The sequence below is a fragment of the Nocardia sp. genome (assembly GCF_025465275.1).
GTDB lineage: Bacteria > Actinomycetota > Actinomycetes > Mycobacteriales > Mycobacteriaceae > Nocardia.
The window spans coordinates 1-17,780 of the sequence record NZ_JAODNK010000101.1; the positions used below are offsets into that span (position 1 = coordinate 1).

20 protein-coding genes are annotated in these 17,780 nt (G+C 67.1%); 3 read left to right on the top strand and 17 right to left on the bottom strand.

The features are described from left to right. The 3 genes from rpsB to JWN03_RS23790 all read right to left on the bottom strand — a co-directional run. A partial coding sequence (rpsB, locus tag JWN03_RS23780; protein ID WP_297619072.1) for a 30S ribosomal protein S2 occupies nucleotides 1–557 on the bottom strand: 557 nt, incomplete at its 3' end. Between the two features lie 224 nt (nucleotides 558–781). Then, nucleotides 782–1,111, bottom strand: a complete 330-nt coding sequence (locus tag JWN03_RS23785) for a DUF202 domain-containing protein (RefSeq protein ID WP_297619075.1) — start codon at nucleotides 1,109–1,111, stop codon at nucleotides 782–784. Continuing rightward, nucleotides 1,108–1,542 (bottom strand): YidH family protein, encoded by a 435-nt coding sequence (locus tag JWN03_RS23790; protein WP_297619077.1) that lies wholly within the window; start codon nucleotides 1,540–1,542, stop codon nucleotides 1,108–1,110. Before JWN03_RS23790 ends, JWN03_RS23785 begins: the two co-directional genes overlap by 4 nt. Nucleotides 1,543–1,685: 143 nt before the next feature. Here JWN03_RS23790 and JWN03_RS23795 point away from each other — a divergent pair, with 143 nt between their 5' ends. The 3 genes from JWN03_RS23795 to JWN03_RS23805 are packed head-to-tail and all read left to right on the top strand — an operon-like array spanning nucleotide 1,686 to nucleotide 2,964. Next, the gene (locus JWN03_RS23795; protein ID WP_297619080.1) at nucleotides 1,686–2,192 is read left to right on the top strand and encodes a M23 family metallopeptidase; all 507 of its coding nucleotides are present in this window, start codon (nucleotides 1,686–1,688) and stop codon (nucleotides 2,190–2,192) included. A gap of 60 nt (nucleotides 2,193–2,252) precedes the next feature. Next, nucleotides 2,253–2,768: a DUF1990 family protein gene (locus JWN03_RS23800; RefSeq protein ID WP_297619082.1), complete on the top strand. Its 516-nt coding sequence runs from the start codon at nucleotides 2,253–2,255 to the stop codon at nucleotides 2,766–2,768. Nucleotides 2,769–2,811: 43 nt separating this feature from the next. Further along, nucleotides 2,812–2,964 carry a hypothetical protein gene (locus JWN03_RS23805; protein WP_297619085.1) on the top strand — a complete coding sequence of 51 codons (153 nt, stop codon included), beginning with the start codon at nucleotides 2,812–2,814 and terminating at the stop codon, nucleotides 2,962–2,964. A 17-nt stretch (nucleotides 2,965–2,981) separates the two neighbouring features. Here JWN03_RS23805 and JWN03_RS23810 read toward each other — a convergent pair whose 3' ends face one another. From JWN03_RS23810 to JWN03_RS23875, 14 genes are all read right to left on the bottom strand, one after another. Continuing rightward, entirely contained in the window at nucleotides 2,982–3,389 is a 408-nt protein-coding gene (locus tag JWN03_RS23810; protein ID WP_297619088.1) for a hypothetical protein, read from the bottom strand. A gap of 101 nt (nucleotides 3,390–3,490) precedes the next feature. Next, nucleotides 3,491–4,252, bottom strand: coding sequence for a siderophore-interacting protein (locus JWN03_RS23815; RefSeq protein WP_297619091.1), 762 nt, complete (start codon nucleotides 4,250–4,252; stop codon nucleotides 3,491–3,493). 86 nt (nucleotides 4,253–4,338) lie between these two features. Continuing rightward, nucleotides 4,339–5,133 (bottom strand): N-formylglutamate amidohydrolase, encoded by a 795-nt coding sequence (locus tag JWN03_RS23820; RefSeq protein ID WP_297619094.1) that lies wholly within the window; start codon nucleotides 5,131–5,133, stop codon nucleotides 4,339–4,341. A gap of 4 nt (nucleotides 5,134–5,137) precedes the next feature. Further along, complete coding sequence (locus JWN03_RS23825) at nucleotides 5,138–6,061, bottom strand: tyrosine recombinase XerC (RefSeq protein WP_297619097.1); 924 nt, start codon at nucleotides 6,059–6,061, stop codon at nucleotides 5,138–5,140. A gap of 294 nt (nucleotides 6,062–6,355) precedes the next feature. Next, the gene (gene dprA / locus JWN03_RS23830; protein WP_297619099.1) at nucleotides 6,356–7,510 is read right to left on the bottom strand and encodes a DNA-processing protein DprA; all 1,155 of its coding nucleotides are present in this window, start codon (nucleotides 7,508–7,510) and stop codon (nucleotides 6,356–6,358) included. Nucleotides 7,511–7,905: 395 nt separating this feature from the next. Next, on the bottom strand, nucleotides 7,906–9,414 hold the full coding sequence (locus JWN03_RS23835) for a YifB family Mg chelatase-like AAA ATPase (RefSeq protein ID WP_297619102.1): 1,509 nt from the start codon (nucleotides 9,412–9,414) through the stop codon (nucleotides 7,906–7,908). A 1-nt stretch (nucleotide 9,415) separates the two neighbouring features. After that, nucleotides 9,416–9,775: a YraN family protein gene (locus tag JWN03_RS23840; protein WP_297619104.1), complete on the bottom strand. Its 360-nt coding sequence runs from the start codon at nucleotides 9,773–9,775 to the stop codon at nucleotides 9,416–9,418. A gap of 87 nt (nucleotides 9,776–9,862) precedes the next feature. Further along, complete coding sequence (locus JWN03_RS23845) at nucleotides 9,863–10,168, bottom strand: DUF2469 domain-containing protein (protein ID WP_067514125.1); 306 nt, start codon at nucleotides 10,166–10,168, stop codon at nucleotides 9,863–9,865. A 43-nt stretch (nucleotides 10,169–10,211) separates the two neighbouring features. After that, a complete protein-coding gene (locus tag JWN03_RS23850; RefSeq protein WP_297619162.1) occupies nucleotides 10,212–10,913 on the bottom strand; it encodes a ribonuclease HII in 702 nt (233 codons plus the stop codon). A 93-nt stretch (nucleotides 10,914–11,006) separates the two neighbouring features. Next, nucleotides 11,007–11,804 (bottom strand): signal peptidase I, encoded by a 798-nt coding sequence (gene lepB, locus JWN03_RS23855; RefSeq protein WP_441343042.1) that lies wholly within the window; start codon nucleotides 11,802–11,804, stop codon nucleotides 11,007–11,009. 74 nt (nucleotides 11,805–11,878) lie between these two features. Next, nucleotides 11,879–12,220, bottom strand: a complete 342-nt coding sequence (gene rplS, locus JWN03_RS23860; RefSeq protein WP_297619111.1) for a 50S ribosomal protein L19 — start codon at nucleotides 12,218–12,220, stop codon at nucleotides 11,879–11,881. Between the two features lie 177 nt (nucleotides 12,221–12,397). Beyond that, nucleotides 12,398–14,065 (bottom strand): alpha-keto acid decarboxylase family protein, encoded by a 1,668-nt coding sequence (locus JWN03_RS23865; RefSeq protein ID WP_297619113.1) that lies wholly within the window; start codon nucleotides 14,063–14,065, stop codon nucleotides 12,398–12,400. 24 nt (nucleotides 14,066–14,089) lie between these two features. Beyond that, entirely contained in the window at nucleotides 14,090–14,962 is an 873-nt protein-coding gene (locus JWN03_RS23870; RefSeq protein WP_297619116.1) for a hypothetical protein, read from the bottom strand. Nucleotides 14,963–15,245: 283 nt separating this feature from the next. Further along, nucleotides 15,246–17,759 (bottom strand): Tex family protein, encoded by a 2,514-nt coding sequence (locus JWN03_RS23875; RefSeq protein WP_297619119.1) that lies wholly within the window; start codon nucleotides 17,757–17,759, stop codon nucleotides 15,246–15,248. Nucleotides 17,760–17,780: the final 21 nt, after the last annotated feature.

Genomic DNA, 17,780 nt, shown 5'->3' on the forward strand with positions numbered 1-17,780 from the left:
ATCGCGATCACCGGGATACCCAACTTGCGGGCCTCGCCGACGGCGATGTGTTCCTTGTTGGTGTCGACGATCCAGACCGCCGACGGCACCTTCGCCATGTCGCGGATACCGCCGAGGCTGCGCTCGAGCTTGTTCTTCTCGCGGGTCAGCATCAAGATTTCTTTCTTGGTGCGGCCCTCAAAGCCACCGGTCTGCTCCATCGCCTCGAGCTCCTTGAGCCGCTGCAACCGCTTGTGCACGGTGGAGAAGTTGGTGAGCATGCCGCCCAGCCAGCGCTGGTTCACGTAGGGCATCCCGACACGAGTCGCCTCGGCCGCGATGGACTCCTGCGCCTGCTTCTTGGTGCCGACGAAGAGCACGGTGCCGCCGTGGGCGACAGTCTCCTTGACGAACTCGTAGGCGGTATCGATGTAGGTCAGCGTCTGCTGCAGATCGATGATGTAGATGCCGTTGCGGTCGGTGAAGATGAAACGCTTCATCTTCGGGTTCCAACGACGGGTCTGGTGACCGAAGTGCGCGCCGCTGTCGAGCAGCTGCCTCATTGTTACGACAGGCATGGCTACGTAACCCTTTCAATTGCTGGTTGACACAGAGATCGGCGACCTCTGCCCTGGCGCCCACGGCCGCCGGACCCTCCGCAAAAAAACAGGGGGACCAGCCGACGACCCTCGATGTGGGCGCGCGAAGTCGGTCTGCAGTCAAGCAAACCGCTCGATCAGTTTACGGTGTTGTTATCCGAGACCGAAATCGCCCTGCCCGCAGGCTTCTGGCCTGGGCATACTCACTTCTGCGTGAGCGCGTATTCGATCGAGAGCACCAGGGCGACGGCTACCACGCCGCCGACCGCTACCGCCACCGCGGCGATGCCGCGATAGCCCTGGCTCCACGCACCCTTGCGATGCGAATGCAGCACCCGGCCGCGCTGCACGCACACCGCCGTGACCACCAGCAATGCGATAGTCGCCATGAGTGCGGCCACCGACACCGGAGGCCAATCACTGCTGTACGCGACCTTCAGGAACAGGACCGCGTTCGCCATCGACGAGATTGCCGTTCGCCGCCACGCCAGCGCGGTGCGCTCCGCCGCGAGGCCCGCCTCCGGGCTGCTCACGACAGCAGCAGGCCGATGCCGGCGAGTACCGCGATGACCGCGATACCGCCGGCCAGAATGGGCACCATGAGCGTGCGCGGGAGCTTGTCACCACGCTGCATGGACTCCTGCACATGCCGCCAGCGGCCGTAGGCGCCGAGCGCGACGACGCCGGCCAGCGCGATGCAACTCATCGCGACCGCGGACCGGACACCGTGGTGGCGGAAGGGTTTCACCAGTTCATGAACCGCCACACCACCGGCGAGCAGGCCCAGGGCGGTGCGTATCCAGGCGAGGAAGGTGCGCTCGTTGGCGAGGGTGAAGCGGTAGTCGAGTTCCTGCTCCTCGGCCTCGATGAGCTCTTCGACCTTCGCTTCGGTCGCGGCGATCTCGCGTTCGACCGCTGCCATATCCGAATCAGCGGTGCTGCCGGACGGCTCGGCGGAGCCCATCAGCTTCTCCTTCGTGTGCGGGTGTGCGGCATCGGACAGCTGGTCCGGTCCTTTTCAACCACACGGTATTCACAATCGTGCGGGTATCCACAATTCGCATTCACGGTAGCCCGGACGGGTTTGCGGGCGCGCACAGTGAAGGTATGCGCCTGATCGTGTCGATCGTGCTCGGCTGGCTGGTCCTGCTCGCGCCGCAGTGTTTTGCCGCGCCGGTCGGCGGGTTCGATTGGCCGCTACAGCCGCGACCGGCGGTGGTGCGGGCGTTCGACAAACCCGAGCGGGACTGGCTGCCGGGGCATCGCGGCGTGGATCTGGGCGGAAGTCCCGGGCAGCAGGTGCTGGCCGCGGGAGACGGGACGGTCGCATTTGCCGGGACCGTGGCGGGCAAACCCGTGCTGTCGATCGATCACGCCGGCGGGCTGCGCACCACCTATGAACCGGTGAAGTCGTCACTTCCGTTGGGGCGCAGAGTAATTCGAGGCATGCAAATCGGCGTGCTGCAATCCGGCCACGACCGCTGCCCGGTCGGCGCGTGCCTGCACTGGGGTCTGCGGCGCGGGCACGATTACCTCGATCCGCTAGGGCTGGTTCGGCGCGCGCCCATTCGGCTCCAGCCGCTGGTATCGGAATCGCTACGCGGGAGCGGCTGAGACGAGCCACACCGGGCCCGCCTCTATCCGAGGCTGCGGCGGGCCGGTCAGGATGTGGGTATGCCGCAGAATCCCGCCACGGTCCCGTTCACGTATCCCGATGTCGGAGCCACCCGGGGCGAATTCCCACCGGGGTACCACCACTTCCGGATTCGCCGCCGAATCGGTTCGGGCCGTGCGCTGTTCGAGGAGGCGGGTACCCAGATCCTGGCGTACCGCATGCAGCGGGGCACCGGCATTTTCGAACAGGCCACCACCCCGAACGCCGAACTCGGCACCGAACTGACCGTCCGCCTCGGCCTCGGCCCGCTCGGCATCAGCGCACCCTGCCGGGTGGTGTACGTCCTGGACGAACCGAACCGGCGCGGCTTCGCCTACGGCACCCTGCCCGGCCATCCCGAGAGCGGAGAGGAGCTGTTCGCCGTCGAATACGACCCGGCCGACGAATCGGTCTACGGCATCGTCGCCGCATTCTCCCGGCCCGGCGCCTGGTACACCCGAGTCGGTGGACCGGTGGTCCGGCTGATCCAGCACTGGTTCGCAGCACGGTACATCGCCACCATTCAGCCGCGCTGACAACCTCGAGCGGATCTTCGAGGCACCGGAATGTGGCCGACCCGTGCGTATTCCGGGCTACGCCATGGAAGTGACCGGCCAGCGACAGCGAGCTGCCGGGACCTCCGGTGCCGCGCTCGGCGCACCCGCCCGATGCCACCAGCGCGAGCAGCAGGTTCGCGGGCTCGATGTGTGCGTGGCCCCGGTGCCGATGTAAGCGGCAGGGCGGCTCGGTCAGCCGTTGCCGAGGTGGGCTGCGAGGGTGGCGGCTTCGGCGCGGAGGGTGGCCGCCCGGTCGGCTCCACCGCTCAGGGATTCGTATTCGGTTGCCGCGGTGAGTCGTTCGTCGATTTCGGTGTGGACTATCGCTTCGATATCGGACTCGCCGAGTTCGCGGCGGGGGCGCTCGGCGGCGCCCAATCCGACTGCGCTGGTTTCGATTGCGCCTGCGCGCACTTCCGAGCCGTCGACCGCTTCGGCATTGTCGATCGCGCCGAGGGCGGAGCGCAAAGCTGCGGTCGCGCTTTTGTCGCGCGCTTTCATGGCGATCGGCAGGGCGGCGCGGAGACGTTCACGCAGGGGTAGTGGGCCTGCTGTTCGTTCGGTCGTCACGATCATCGACGCTACGGTGACGATCCGCATGCGTCGACCTTTCAACGCTGCGCGTCGCGCTGCCGATGCGGCGGACTTTCGCACACCACATCGACTGCGCCGCCGCCCTCGCGACTGCCTGCCGATCGGGGCTATATGCCTGCGGGAGTGGACTTCTCGGTTTCGGCGAGCTCGGACTTCCAGCGGCGGAAACCCTCTTCGGTGCGGCCGCGCCGCCAATAACCGGAGATCGATGCCCACTCGGCGGTCACACCGTGCTCCTTGCGGACATACGGGCGCAGATCGTGCATGACGGCTTGGGCTTCACCATGGATGAATACCTGGGCCTGGCCGTCGAGCCAGGACTCGGCACGCACGGCGGCGGCGAGGCGCACTCCCGGTTCCGCGCCCTCACGATGCACCCAGGTGAGGGTCACAGCCTCGGGGTGCACGAAGGCGACTTCGTCTGCGGGGCCGTCGACCTCTACGAATACGCGGCCGATCGCATCGGCGGGCAGCGCCTCGGAGGCCGCTGCGATGGCGGGCAGCGCGGAGTCGTCGCCGGCTAGCAGATGCCAGTCGGCGTCCGAGCGGGGTGCGTACGCACCTCCGGGACCGAGCAGGTCGATCGTGTCGCCCGGCTCCGCGGCAGCAGCCCAGGGACCTGCGACGCCCTCATCGCCGTGGTACACGAAATCGATGGCGATCTCCTGCGCGGCGGGATCCACCGAGCGCACGGTGTAGGTGCGCATGATGTCGCCGTCCGCGCCGGGGAAGGCGAGTTTGACGTAGGCGTCGGTGCAGCCGTTGGGCTGGAACGACGCGAAGCCGGGGCCGCCCAGGTGGACACGAATCAGATGATCGGTCAGACGGATGGTGTTCTGAACCACAAAAGTTGTGCGCGCGCGAGCCAAGGGGGCACCTCCATAATTAGGGTTACCTAATAGACCGTAGCATGATTGTCGATAGCTCGTCGATAGAGTTTTCGATACTGCGTTGATCACGGCAATTCGTCGATAAGTGCCGCCATAGCTGCGGCCAGACCGCCTAGACCCGGTCCGGGCGGGCCGCCAGGTTCTGTCATGTAGGTATCGCGGCGGATCTCCACCATGAGAGCGGTGACCTGCGGTTCGGTGCCGTAGAACTCCAGTGGGACATAGGTTCCCGTGAACGGGCTGTTGACACCAACACCACCGAAATCGCCGAAATTCCTCGCAGCCCGAGCAAGCAGGTCCGGGGGCGTGTGGAAGTCGTCCGCGCCCAAGCAGATCGGCGGACGGATACCGTCGCCGTGCAATTCATACGGCAGCCGGGCGGTGGGATAGGAGTGCACGTCGATGATGACGGCCCGTCCGGTCGCGCGCAGGCGGTCGGCGACCACTGTCGTCATCGCCCGGGCGTACGGATGGAAGTAGCGGTCGAGGAGGGCGGAGGGATCGAAGTTCTCGGGGCGCAGCGGAGTTCGATATGTCGTCTGCGTGTAGACCGCGCCCATGCCGACCGCGAGCATTTCCTCCCGCTCGTCCGGAAAGCGTTCGGGATCGACTACCAGGCGGGACAACCGGTTCACGAACTGCCAGGGGCGGACGGCCGAGAGCCCGGCGGCCGTTTCGGCGAGCAGTGCGGTGTGCGCGTCCGTGATGTGGTCCAGTTCGCGGGCGAGCTGCTGATCATCGAGCTGGATTTCGGCACGGACCGGCTGCGGCATGTCCCGCGCGGAGTGCGGGATATGCAGGATCACCGGTGAAACCGCCGCGCCTGGACGCAGCTCGACGGAGTCGGGAATTCGCTGCATGAGGTCAGGCGCGGGGGTGGGCTTGATCGTGGACCTTCTTCAGCCGATCTATGGAGACGTGCGTGTAGAGCTGGGTGGTGGCCATGCTGGCATGACCCAGAATCTCCTGCACCACACGCAGATCCGCGCCGCCCTCCAACAGGTGGGTGGCAGCGGTATGCCGGAAACCGTGCGGCCCCATATCGGGTGCGCCGGGAATGGCGGAAACCACTTCGTGCACAACGGTCCTGGCCTGCCGCTGATCCAGTCGGCCGCCCCGGCGGCCGAGCAGCAGCGCCCGGCCGGATGTCGGACTCGCGAAGGCGGCACGACCGTGCCGGAGCCAGGCGTCCAGCGCCTTGTCTGCCGGTCCGCCGAACGGCACCGCCCGCTCCTTGTTGCCCTTGCCGAGCACGCGCACCAGCCGCCGCTCGCGATCCACATCCTCGATATCCAGCCCGCACAGCTCACTGACCCGAATCCCGGTCGCGTACAACATCTCCACGATCAGCCGATCGCGCAATGCCATCGGGTCATGCTGTGCCGCACCGGATTCCGCGGCATCCATGGCAGCCCGCGCCTGTTCCTGACCCAGCACCGCGGGCAGCACCCGATGCGCCCGTGCCGATCCCAGCCGTGGCCCCGGATCCACCCCCAGTCGCCCCGTATGCGCCAACCAGGCGGTGAAGGTGCGCGCCGCGGAGGTGCGGCGCGCCATCGTGGTCCGCGCCGCCCCGGCCGCCGCCTGCTGCGCCAGCCAGGACCGCAACAATGCCAAATCCACCTCGCCGACACCGGAATCCGCCGCCCGCCCCAGCAAATGCTCCAATAGCGACCGCGCATCCCCCACGTATGCCCGCACCGTGTGCTCCGACCGATTCCGCCCCAGGCGCAAATGCCGCCCGTACTCGGCCAGCAGCGCCTCCAGATCTTCGGGCAATCCACTCATGCCCCCACGGTCACCGCCCCTCCCCCGCAAAGCAAGCCCCCGCGCCGCCGACTGCCGACCTCCGCAGAGGTCACAACAACCTTCCCCGCACAGAATCCCCCCCATTCCGGCCGGTGCACTCTGCTCCGACATAGCTGCCACCACCGCCACAACTCGAAACTCAGTGGAGTCCAGCCATAAGACCGGCACAGACGAGCCAGTGCCACCAGTGCCACCAGTGCCACCAGTGCGAGGCTTCCGCGCGCATGGAACCGGGCCGTCGTTCACCGGCGGGGCCACGGCTGCCGTATCGAATTACGGGTGCTGCCGGTTCGATTGGGCGAGGCGGTGCCAGCCGTTGTCGTCGCAGGCGACGAGGCCTGCGATTTCGAGGGCGGAGAGGGTGGCGCGGACTGCCGGCAGGGGCAGGCCGGTGTCCGTAACCAGGGCGCGTGGGAGCCGGGAGCCGATTGTGGGGAGGGCGGCGAAGAGTAGCGCCTCGTGGCCGGAGAGGTTGTCCTCCGGGGAGGGCGGGACGACGCCGGGCAGGGACAGGCGCAGCGGGCCCGCTTCGTCGAGTATTTCGGCGGCTGTGGTGGCGATGAAGGCCTCGCCCTCGCGGATCATGCGGTGGCAGCCGACCGATGCGGCGGAGGTGATCGGACCCGGGACGGCGAGGGCCGGGCGGCCAAGGCGGCGAGTCCATTTCACGGTATTGCGCGCACCGCTGCGGGCACCCGCCTCCACCACCACAACGGCATCGGCCAGCGCGGCGATGAGGCGATTGCGAGCCAGGAAATAGTGTTTGCGCACTGCGGTTCCGGGCGGATATTCGGTGACGACCAGCCCGGTCGCGGCAATCTCGGCCAGCAGGCGATCGTGCTGCACCGGGTACGGGCGGTCGGGCCCGCAGGCCAGGACGGCGACCGTGCAGCCGCCGACCGCCAGCGCAGCGCGATGAGCCATCCCGTCGATCCCGAAAGCCGCACCGGACACCACCGTCCACCCGCGCACCGCCAATTCCCCGGCTATCTCCCCCGTGGCGTGATTCCCATACCCGGTGCTGCACCGCGCACCCACCACCGCCACCGCCCGCTCGGTGCACTCCACCAGCGAGCGCGGCCCGCGCGCCCACAGCACAAGCGGCACCGCAGCAGCCTCATCCTGCGCCGGATCCAACTGCCGCAACCCGAGCATCCGCCAAGCCGGCCACTCCGGATCATCCGGCGTCACCACCCGCCCATCCAGCCGATCCATCAATGCCAAATCCTGCTCGGCCCGGTCGATTCCACGCCGCAACTCGGTCGGCCCCCGCAACACCTCCGGCAGCGCACACTCCCGCACCGCCCGAGCCGCCTCCACCACCCCCACCGATTCGATCAGCAAAGACAAAGCCGCACAGGGCCCCTCAACCACCCGAGACAAATAGACCCAAGCCAGCCTCCGCTCATCAGCATCGGACCGATCCATACGAATTGGCTCATCAGCACCATCCGCAGACCAGCCCGGACTAGCCGGGGTCCCACGATCGGCCACTGGCTCATTGGGATTGGCGAGCGGCCTGGTCGAACCCACAACCAACCCACTCGGCTCGGAGGGCATGCCGTTCAGAACAGCAGGAATCCCGTTCGGACTGGCAAGTGATCCAGTCGGCGCTGCCGCAGCGCCGACTGAGTCGATAGGAGGCTTGCTCACCCCCGCGACAGGATCGCCCTCTTCCGCGGCGCGATCAGTCACGTCGATGACTCGACCGATGGACTCGGTAGCAGGGCCTCGGGCCGACAACTCCGGCGCATCGGCAGCACCGCGGGCGGGCGACCACTCCGGGGCTGCCGAGGCTCGGTGTTGTTCGGGCAGCATGTCGCTCATGCCACACCTCGCTGGCGGAAGCTCAATGCCTGCAGTACGTCCTGGGCATTGGGGATGTCGCTGCCGCGCAAGTCGCTGACGGTCCAGGCGACTCGGATTGCGCGATCCGCGCCTCGGGCCGACATGCGGCCGTGGCTCAGGGCGGTCTCGACAGGGGCCAGCGCCTCCCGTGGCAGCCGGAATTGCTGGCGCAGAATGTGTCCCGGGACTTCGGCGTTGGTGGACAGGCCCAGGCTCTCCCAGCGCTTGGCCGCGGCATTGCGCGCTGCGGTCACGCGGGCCCGGACCACCTCGCTGTTCTCGACCTCGTCACCGCTGAAGGCGCCTGCCGACTGTGCATGCATCTGGACCGCCAGATCGATGCGGTCGAGCAGTGGACCCGACAGTTTGCCGAGGTAGCGGCGGCGAGCCAAAGGTGCACAGATGCAATCGATATCGCGGGCGGGCGCACACGGGCAGGGGTTGGCGGCCAGCACCAGCTGAAATCTGGCCGGATACCGCGCGACCCCGTCGCGCCGGGCAATGCGAACTTCGCCCTCCTCCAAGGGAGTTCGAAGGGCTTCGAGAACCTTGCTTCCAATCTCAGCGCACTCGTCGAGAAAGAGGACGCCGCGATGAGCACAGCTGACCGCGCCCGGGCGTGCGGTGCCTGATCCGCCGCCGATCATGGAGGTCACCGACGATGAGTGGTGCGGGGCGACGAACGGTGGGGCGAAGATCAGGGGGTGGTCGTCGGAGAGGATGCCCGCCACCGAGTGAATGGCTGTGACCTCCAGGGATTCTCGTTCCCGCAGCGGCGGGAGCAGACTCGGAAGGCGTTGTGCCAGCATGGTTTTGCCGATTCCGGGCGGCCCGGTGAGCAGCAGATGGTGCCCGCCGGCGGCAGCCACCTCCAGGGCCCAGCGGGCCTCGTCCTGGCCGACCACCTCGCTCAGGTCACCGATGGACGGGATGGGAGCGGGCTGTACGGGATCGGGCAGGGTGAGTTCATTACCGCCGCGCAGCCAGTCCACCAGCTCGCCCAGCGTCGCTGCGCCGAGCACCCGAATACCGTCCACGAGCCCGGCTTCGGCCAATGCCGCGGTGGGAACCACTACCGTGCTCCGCCCGGCCGTACGCGCCGCCAGCACCGCGGGCAGAATGCCTCGCACCCGGCGTATGCGCCCGTCGAGAGCCAATTCACCGAGCAGCACCACATCGGCGAGACGCTGCGCCGGAATGGACCCGGCCGCATCGAGTACGGCCGCCGCCAGCGCAAGATCGTAAACGCTGCCGACCTTGGGCAAGGTCGCCGGAGACAGCGCCAGGATCACCCGCCCGTCCGGCCACTTCTCCCCCGTATTCGTGACCGCTGCCCGCACGCGATCCCGGGACTCCTGCAGTGTGGTGTCCGGCCGCCCCACCAGATGCACCGACGGCAGTCCCTGCCCGATATCAGCTTCGATCTCGACCAATTGCCCGTCCACCCCGGCAACTGCCACCGAATACGCCCTCCCCAAAGGCATTTCAGAACACCGCCTCGAGGTGATCGATCACCGGCGCTGTCCCGGGCCGCATCAGCACCGACACCACATCGAACCGGACCCGCGACCACGGGCCGCCCTGCTCGTGCAGCCACAGCAGCGCTAGGCGGCGTATTCGCTGCTGTTTGAGAAAGGTGACCGCTTCGGCGGGCGGTCCGTAGGCGAGCCCGCGACGGGTCTTGACCTCGATGAACACCGTGACGCCCGCGCGGTCACGGCCGATCAGATCGAGTTCGCCGTACCGGCACCGCCAATTGCGGGCAACGATCTCCATACCGGCGTCGCGCAGATACCGCGCCGCCAGTTCCTCCCCGTGTGCGCCCAGCGCGAGATTGTCTCCCATTCAGCCAGCATGGCCGGGCCCAGAAGGGACCCCGCCATGCCGACCTGCGGAAACAGAATTGCCTGTGGATAGCGAGAAGCTTGTGGACTACTCAGGAAGCCGCAGGTCAGGCTTCTCCAGCTCCTCGATATTGACATCCTTGAAGGTGATGACTCGAACGTGCTTCACGAAGCGGGCGGGCCGGTACATATCCCAGACCCACGCATCGGACATGCGCACCTCGAAGTACACCTCGCCGTCAGCGTTCTGCGGCCGCAGCTCGACTGTGTTGGCCAGGTAGAAGCGGCGCTCGGTCTCCACCACATACGAGAACTGGCCGACGATGTCCTTGTACTCTCGATATAGCGAGAGTTCCATCTCGGTTTCGTATTTCTCGAGATCCTCGGCGCTCATCGGGTGGAACGTCCTCCTTGTCGCCCTACTGGGTGTAGAGACATCATCCCGCATACGCGGTATCGGTAGCCACCCGGCCGGTCTCCCGCACATTGCGCCAGGACCGCCGGTGCTCACTGGTGACGCCCAACCGCTGCAGAGCCTCGGTGTGTTCGGGCGTGTTGTAGCCCTTGTGCCCGGCAAATCCATAGCCGGGGAATTGCTCGTCGAGCTGCACCATCATGCGGTCCCTGGTCACCTTGGCGAGCACGCTCGCCGCGGCGATACAGGCCGCCGTCGCGTCACCACCGATCACCGGCAGCGACGGCACCGGAATGCCCGGCACGCGGAACCCATCGGTGAGAACGTACCCGGGCACCGGGTCCAGCCCCGCCACCGCACGCCGCATGCCTTCGATATTGGCGACGTGGATACCGATGGAGTCGATCTCCCAGGCCGGGACCACGATCACCTTCCAGGCCAGCGCGACCCGCTTGATGATCGGGAACAGTTCCTCGCGCGCGGATTCGGTGAGTTTCTTGGAATCGTCGAGCCCGGCGAGCGAGGTGTACGCCTTGGGCGCCAGCAGGCAGGCGGCCACCACCAGCGGTCCCGCGCACGGGCCGCGACCCGCCTCGTCGACACCCGCGACGGGACCGAGCCCGCTGCGGATGAGCGCCGATTCCAGGGTGCGTAGCCCGCCGGCGCGGCGCATGACCACGCGTGGCGGCCAGTCGCCGCGTTCGATCGGCTGCTGCTGAATCATTTTGCCGCCGCGCGGCTTCCGCGCCGGACCGCTCGCGGCCCGCGTACCCGCACCGTTCGCCATCTTCCCCACCGGTCGATTATCCCGCAGGACTCAGTTGGTCTGTGGGTCTTGTGCGCGCACGAATCCGATCCGGCCCAGCGGCCAGATCTTGTAGACCGCCTTGCCGCGCACATCCGAGACGGGCACCGTGCCGTGGTACTGATCGTCCTGGTGGTAGCGCGAATCGGCGGATTCGCGGCGATTGTCGCCCATGACCCACAGATTGCCGTCCGGCACCTTCACCGGCCCGAACGCGCGGCCGCCGGCATTGAACTGAATATCGGGATGCGCGGGATCGAACGGGTTATTGCGTTCGGCCACCACATACGGCTCGTCGAGCGGCTTCCCGTCGACCAGGATGCGGCCCTGCGCATCACAGCACTGCACGGTCTGCCCGCCGGTGGCGATGACCCGCTTCACCAGATCGTTCTCGTCCGGCGGCACCAGTCCGAAGAAGGAGAAGAAGTTCTGGGCGCCGCGCACCACGGTGTTCCGCGAGCGGATCGACGTGTAGTGCTTGTTCCAGGAATCACTCGGCCCGACGAACACCACCACATCACCCGGCTTGGGATCGCCGAAGTAGTAACTCAGCTTCTGCACGTAGATGCGGTCACCGGTGCAACCGGTGCAACCGTGCAGGGTCGGTTCCATCGACTGCGAGGGGATCACGTACGGCCGGCCGATGAAAGTCACGACCAGTGCGGTGATCACCGCGGCAATGCCGATGAGCATCGGCAGTTCCTGCCAGAACGGCCGCTGCTTCTTCTTCGGCTTGGTGGTCGTCGCCTCATCCGCACGGCCCTCGTCGCCGGGTCCGGACACCGTCAACGACTCGCTCTCGTCTGCCACCGGAACAGAGTAGCCCGGCACCGCGAAGAACTATGCGGTGCCGGGCTACTCGGCGTTCGGAGCAAAAAGCTACTTCAGCGCTTTTCCTTGATCTTCGCAGCCTTGCCACGCAGATCGCGCAGGTAGTACAGCTTGGCGCGACGGACGTCACCACGGGTGACGATCTCGAGGCTCGCGATGTTCGGGGAGTGCACCGGGAAGGTGCGCTCCACGCCGACACCGAACGACACCTTGCGGACCGTGAAGGTCTCGCGGATGCCACCGTTCTGGCGGCGGATGACGACGCCCTTGAAGACCTGGACGCGCTCCTTGTTGCCTTCGATAACCTTCACGTGCACGTTGACCGTGTCACCCGGGCGGAAAGCCGGGATGTCGCTGCGGAGCGACTTTTCGTCGACGAAGTCGAGGGTGTTCATTTCCGTCCTTATGATGTTCGCGCGAACAGAGGAACCTGGCGGCTACCTCGAGTGGAGATGCTCTACCGGTTCGTGCTCCGGATAATGGGCGGTGCCCAGGCATGAAAGCGCCCAAGGCAACCTGACCATAGTGCCAGATGGTGGGACCGACCCGGAAATCGGGGCCCCTCGCACCGGCTACGACCCGGTATTCGCCCGGGTGATCGCGGAGGCGATATCCGATACCAGCGGCGGATAGTCGGTGGCGCCCGTGACGACCTGCAGGAATACCAGGCAGTCCTGGGCGGCCGCAGCAACCTCCATGCACTCGCGCAGTTCTCCGACCGTAGTGGCTCGCAGCGTCAGCACCGAATCCTCGTCGCCACCGAAAGCGTGGGGCAGTTCACCCCAGCGCCAGGGCGCGATGTCGTTGTAGGGCGCGTTCGCACCGTGAATGGCACGCTCGATGGCGTAGCCATTGTTGTCGACCAGGATGATGACGCCGGTCAGGCGTTCCCGGATCCAGGTGCCGAGTTCCTGAATGGACAGCTGGGCGGCACCGTCGCCGATCACCAGGACGGGACGGCGGTCCGGACAGGCCAGCCCGGCGCCGAGCGCGGCGGGCAGGGCGTAGCCGATGGAACCCCACAGCGGCTGGCCGACGAAGGTGATGCCGGCGGGCATGCGCAGGGCGGCCAGGCCGAAGAAGGCCGAACCCTGGTCTGCGACAACCACATTGTTGTTATCGAGGGCCCCGGCGACCAGCGGCCACAGGGTCGCCTGGGTGAGCGGGGTCTCGCCGGGATCGGTGACTATCGGGATGACATCGGCGGCCGGGGTGGTCGCGTCCGGTTCGGCGAACGAGCCGGAAATCCTCGTCAGGATTTCCAGGGCAGCGGTCAGGGACAGCGGTGCGTAGGCGTCCATACCGCCGATGACGGTGCGTTCCGGGCCGATATCGATGGTCCGGCGCGGGTCGATGCGATGGCTGAATCCGGCGGTGATGCTGTCGGTGTACTGCACGCCGACCGTCACCAGGCGCTCGGAATCCTCGACCGCCGCGCGCACCGCCTCGGGTGAGGCCGCACCGGTGTAGACGCCGAGGAAGTTCGGGGTCGATTCGTCCACCAGCGTTTTGCCCCAGGCGAGCGTGGCGTGCGGCAAATCGGCAGCGTGCAGCAGCGTCCGCAATTGCTCGGTCGCGCCGATGCGGTTGACGAAGACGTCGGCCAGCACGGTCACCCGGCGGTCGGCGAGGAAGTCGAGGGCGGCCTGCTCGAAAGCCATTCGCGCACCGGCACTGCTGAAGTCCGCGGGTGGAGACAGCGGCGCGGTCGGCGGATAGACCTCCACGCGCGCGGTATCGGTGGCGAGCATCAGATAGCCCGGGCGGCGGTGCACCAGTACCGAATTCAGTACCCGGTCGATTTCCTGACAGGCATCGGCCGCGCCCAGATCGGCCTGGGCGCAGGTGACTTCGGCGGCAATGCGCCGGAAGTGATGGAAATCGCCGTCGCCGAGGGTGTGGTGGATGACGCGATGATTGGCTTGGATGTCCTTGGCCGGCACGCCGACGATGTGCACGACCGGCACGTATTCGGCATAGCTGCCCGCAATGGCATTGACCGCGCTGAGCTCGCCGACACCGTAGGTGGTGACAACCGCGCCGATGCCGCGTAGCCGGGCGTAACCGTCGGCGGCGTAACCGGCATTGAGCTCATTGGCGCTGCCGACCCAGCGGATGCCGCGGTGCTCGACCACGTGGTCGAGGAATTGCAGATTGAAATCCCCCGGGACACCGAATATTTCGGTGACACCGAGTTCGTGGAGCCGATCGAGCAGGTAATCGCCGACAACGTAGCCCATTCGGCAACAGTGGCACGCCAGTCGTCAGTCAGCAACCTTACGGCTACTTACGAGATGGTGCGTCGAGGGCGGGGCGGGCGGGGCCGGAAGCACGGTGCGTGCCAACTCCTCCTCCGCGGCCCGGCGCACATGCGCGACATCGGGCTTACCGGCCACCAGATCCTGGACGAAAATCTTCGCCCGGATCATCGGCCTTCGGTACCGGCGTTCCCGCACCACGGCCCGCCGCATGAGCCCCGCGCGCGAGGAATAGCGCCACCGTGCCCAGGGCGCGCCCGGACGGCTCAAACGCAGCGCGCCGATCAACAGCAGCGGCAGGAAGAACATCCCGAACAGACCCGTCCAGATCTTGCCCTTGGCAATGACAATCGCGGCCAGCACCAGATTCACCAGCGCGAACACGATCACGAAGGTGCGGTCGGCGGAGTTCGGATCATGGCGGACATCACCGAGATTGAGCAGCCACAGCGGATGGAAGCCGAGCAACAGCAGACCGGTCACGGCGACCGCCACGAAGACGGCGTCCACGGAGGTGCGGCCCTGCTCCTCCCAATACACGTCACGCAGGTAGTAGATGAGCGCGAACTCGTCGAGCACCAGCGCCGCGCCGACCCCGAAGACCGCCGCGAAGACACTGATGACCCCGACGCTGCTGTCGTAGAGGGTGACCAGACCCACTCCCGAGGTGAGCACCAGAATCACGCCGAACACCATGTGGTGAATGTGCACATCGCCGGCCCGCACATTGCCCGGCCACCACCGGACTTCTTTCCGGATGAGCCGCACGCTGATTCGAATCAGCAGAAAACCGACGATGAATCCGAGCAATAGGCACGCCAGGGGCAGTCGGCCGGTATCCACCACACCATCGATCCACCACCGCCGCACATGTCCCATGCCCTCGTCGCCTCCGCGTCACTCCGCAAACACCCTGACGAAGCAACGCTACCTGTCGCTCCGAAGTGGACTGAATCCCTCGAGCCTCGTGGTCGTGACGGTGTGGATCCCGGCCAAAAGCATGCCGGGATGACGGGGGCCATCTGCCGGAGGCCAGGGCCCCAACTGCCGGAGGCCAGGGGTCCAACTGCCGGGAGGCCTGGCTGAACTGGTGTGGCACGGCGGCCGGAATGCCGCAGGGCAGCCACTTCTTGTGGCTGGCCTGCGATTTCGGACTGTGTGATTATTTGCCGAAGCCGGCCTTGCGGAGGGCGTCGGCCATGGAACCGCTCGGGGCGGACTGCGGGCGGTTGCCCTGCTGGCGGGCGCCGCCGCCCTGCCCACCCTGGCGTGCCGCGCCGCCCTGCCCACCCTGGCGTGCGCCGCCGCCTTGGCCACCCTGGCGTGCGGCGCCGTCTTGGCCACCCTGGCGTGCGCCGCCGCCTTGGCCACCTTGGCGGGGGTTGCCCTGGCCACCCTGGCGGGGGCGGTTGTCATTGGCCGGCGGGCGCTGGCCCTGGCCGCCGCGCGGACGGCCTTCGCCGCGTTCGGGTTTCGGAGCGCCGGGCTCGTCGTCGAGGCGCAGGGACAGGCCGATGCGCTGGCGCTGCACATCCACCTCCATGACCTTGACCTTCACCACATCACCGGACTTCACGACCTCGCGCGGGTCCTTGATGAAGTTGTGCGACATGGCGGAGACGTGCACCAGGCCGTCCTGGTGGACGCCGATATCGATGAAGGCGCCGAACGCGGCCACATTGGTGACCACACCTTCGAGCACCATGCCGGGCTCGAGATCGCCGACCTTCTCGATGCCCGCGGCGAATTCGGCGGTCTTGAATTCGGGACGCGGGTCGCGGCCGGGCTTCTCGAGTTCGGCGATGATGTCGGTGACGGTCGGGACACCGAAGCGCTCATCGGTGAAGTCCGCGGGCCGCAGGGAGCGCAGCGCCGTGGTGTTGCCGATGAGCTCGTGCACGCCGCGGCCGCTGGCTTCGAGCATGCGGCGGACGACGGGGTACGCCTCCGGGTGCACGGACGAGGTGTCGAGCGGATCCTCGCCCTCGCGAATGCGGAGGAAGCCCGCGCACTGCTCGAAAGCCTTGGGGCCCAGGCGCGGCACGCTCAGCAGTGCGGTGCGGCTGCGGAAGGGACCATTGGCATCGCGGTGCGCGACAATGCTTTCCGCGACCGAGCCGGTAATGCCGGAAACGCGCGACAGCAGCGGCACCGACGCGGTATTGACGTCCACCCCGACCGCGTTCACCGCATCTTCGACCACCGCGCCGAGCGAGCGCGCGAGCAGGGTTTCGGAGATGTCGTGCTGGTACTGGCCGACGCCGATGGACTTGGGGTCGATCTTCACCAGCTCGGCGAGCGGGTCCTGCAGCCGGCGTGCGATGGAGACCGCTCCACGCAGGGACACATCCATATCGGGCAACTCCACCGAGGCGTACGCCGAGGCCGAGTACACCGAGGCGCCCGCTTCGGAGACCACGATCTTGGTGGGCTTGTTTTCCGGAATGCGCGAGATGAGCTCGGCGGCAAGGGCATCGGTCTCGCGGGAGGCGGTGCCGTTGCCGATGGCGATGAGCTCCACATTGAATCGCGCGACCAGCGCGCCGAGCACTGCGAGCGACTTCTCGGTCTGCCCCGTGTGCGGGTAGATGACCTCGGTGGCGACGGCCTTGCCGGTGGAGTCGACCACGGCCACCTTCACACCGGTGCGGAAGCCCGGGTCCAGGCCCATGGTGGTGCGGGTACCGGCGGGCGCGGCCAGCAGCAGGTCACGCAGGTTCATGGCGAATACGTCGACCGCATCGCGTTCGGCGGACTGGCGCAGGCGCATTCGAGTATCGATGCCCAGGCTCACCAGCAGCTTGGTCCGCCACGCCCAGCGCACGGTGTCCAGCAGCCAGGTGTCGGCCGCACGCCCCCGCTCGGCAATGCCGAACTTGTAGGCGATGCGGCCCTCGTAAATGGTGCGCTCGCCGGGCTCGGGAGGGGCGGAGCTTGCGGAGCCCCCATTGGACACTGTGTCCGCGTCGGCCGCGAGGTGCAGGGTGAGCACCTCTTCCTTCTCACCGCGCAGCAGCGCCAGAATGCGGTGCGAGGGCAGCTTGGTGAACGGCTCGCTGAATTCGAAGTAGTCGGAGAACTTGGACCCCGCCTCCTCCTTGCCGGCACGCACGCTGGAGCTGACCTGTCCGCGCGTCCACATGAGCTCGCGCAGTTCACCGACCAGGTCGGCATCTTCGGCAAAACGCTCGACCAGGATGGAACGCGCACCGTCGAGCTGTTCGGCGTTGTACTGCGCGGGATCGGTGGCCGGATCGTTGATCAGGGCATCGGCGACGGGCTCGTGCCCGGCTTCGCGCGCGATCTGCGCCTTGGTGCGCCGCTTCGGCTTGTACGGCAGGTAGATGTCTTCGAGGCGGGCCTTGGTATCGGCGAGCATGAGCTGCGAATGCAGTTCGGGATCCAATTTGCCCTGGCCGCGTATGGATTCGATGATCGAACCGCGGCGCTCGTCGAGTTCGCGCAGGTAGTGCAGACGCTCATCGAGCGTACGGAGCTGAGCGTCGTCGAGCCCGCCGGTGACCTCCTTGCGGTAGCGGGCCACGAACGGCACGGTCGAGCCGCCGTCCAGTAGTTCGATGGTCGCACGCACCTGCTCGTCCCGCACGCCCAGCTCATCGGCGATACGCCGACTGACGCTGCCGAGTCGAACGGCGCTCTCGGTTCCTGTGCTCACGGTGCTCGCGGCACCTGTGGT

Excerpts from the sequence above, each read along its gene's own strand:
- JWN03_RS23790 (WP_297619077.1), bottom strand. The coding sequence starts at position 1,542 with ATGGGCTCCGCCGAGCCGTCCGGCAGCACCGCTGATTCGGATATGGCA.
- JWN03_RS23795 (WP_297619080.1), top strand. The coding sequence starts at position 1,686 with ATGCGCCTGATCGTGTCGATCGTGCTCGGCTGGCTGGTCCTGCTCGCG.
- JWN03_RS23800 (WP_297619082.1), top strand. The coding sequence starts at position 2,253 with ATGCCGCAGAATCCCGCCACGGTCCCGTTCACGTATCCCGATGTCGGA.
- JWN03_RS23810 (WP_297619088.1), bottom strand. The coding sequence starts at position 3,389 with ATGCGGATCGTCACCGTAGCGTCGATGATCGTGACGACCGAACGAACA.
- JWN03_RS23820 (WP_297619094.1), bottom strand. The coding sequence starts at position 5,133 with ATGCAGCGAATTCCCGACTCCGTCGAGCTGCGTCCAGGCGCGGCGGTT.
- JWN03_RS23825 (WP_297619097.1), bottom strand. The coding sequence starts at position 6,061 with ATGAGTGGATTGCCCGAAGATCTGGAGGCGCTGCTGGCCGAGTACGGG.
- dprA (WP_297619099.1), bottom strand. The coding sequence starts at position 7,510 with ATGGATCGGTCCGATGCTGATGAGCGGAGGCTGGCTTGGGTCTATTTG.
- JWN03_RS23835 (WP_297619102.1), bottom strand. The coding sequence starts at position 9,414 with ATGCCTTTGGGGAGGGCGTATTCGGTGGCAGTTGCCGGGGTGGACGGG.
- JWN03_RS23840 (WP_297619104.1), bottom strand. The coding sequence starts at position 9,775 with ATGGGAGACAATCTCGCGCTGGGCGCACACGGGGAGGAACTGGCGGCG.
- JWN03_RS23845 (WP_067514125.1), bottom strand. The coding sequence starts at position 10,168 with ATGAGCGCCGAGGATCTCGAGAAATACGAAACCGAGATGGAACTCTCG.
- JWN03_RS23850 (WP_297619162.1), bottom strand. The coding sequence starts at position 10,913 with ATGATTCAGCAGCAGCCGATCGAACGCGGCGACTGGCCGCCACGCGTG.
- rplS (WP_297619111.1), bottom strand. The coding sequence starts at position 12,220 with ATGAACACCCTCGACTTCGTCGACGAAAAGTCGCTCCGCAGCGACATC.
- JWN03_RS23865 (WP_297619113.1), bottom strand. The coding sequence starts at position 14,065 with ATGGGCTACGTTGTCGGCGATTACCTGCTCGATCGGCTCCACGAACTC.
- JWN03_RS23870 (WP_297619116.1), bottom strand. The coding sequence starts at position 14,962 with ATGGGACATGTGCGGCGGTGGTGGATCGATGGTGTGGTGGATACCGGC.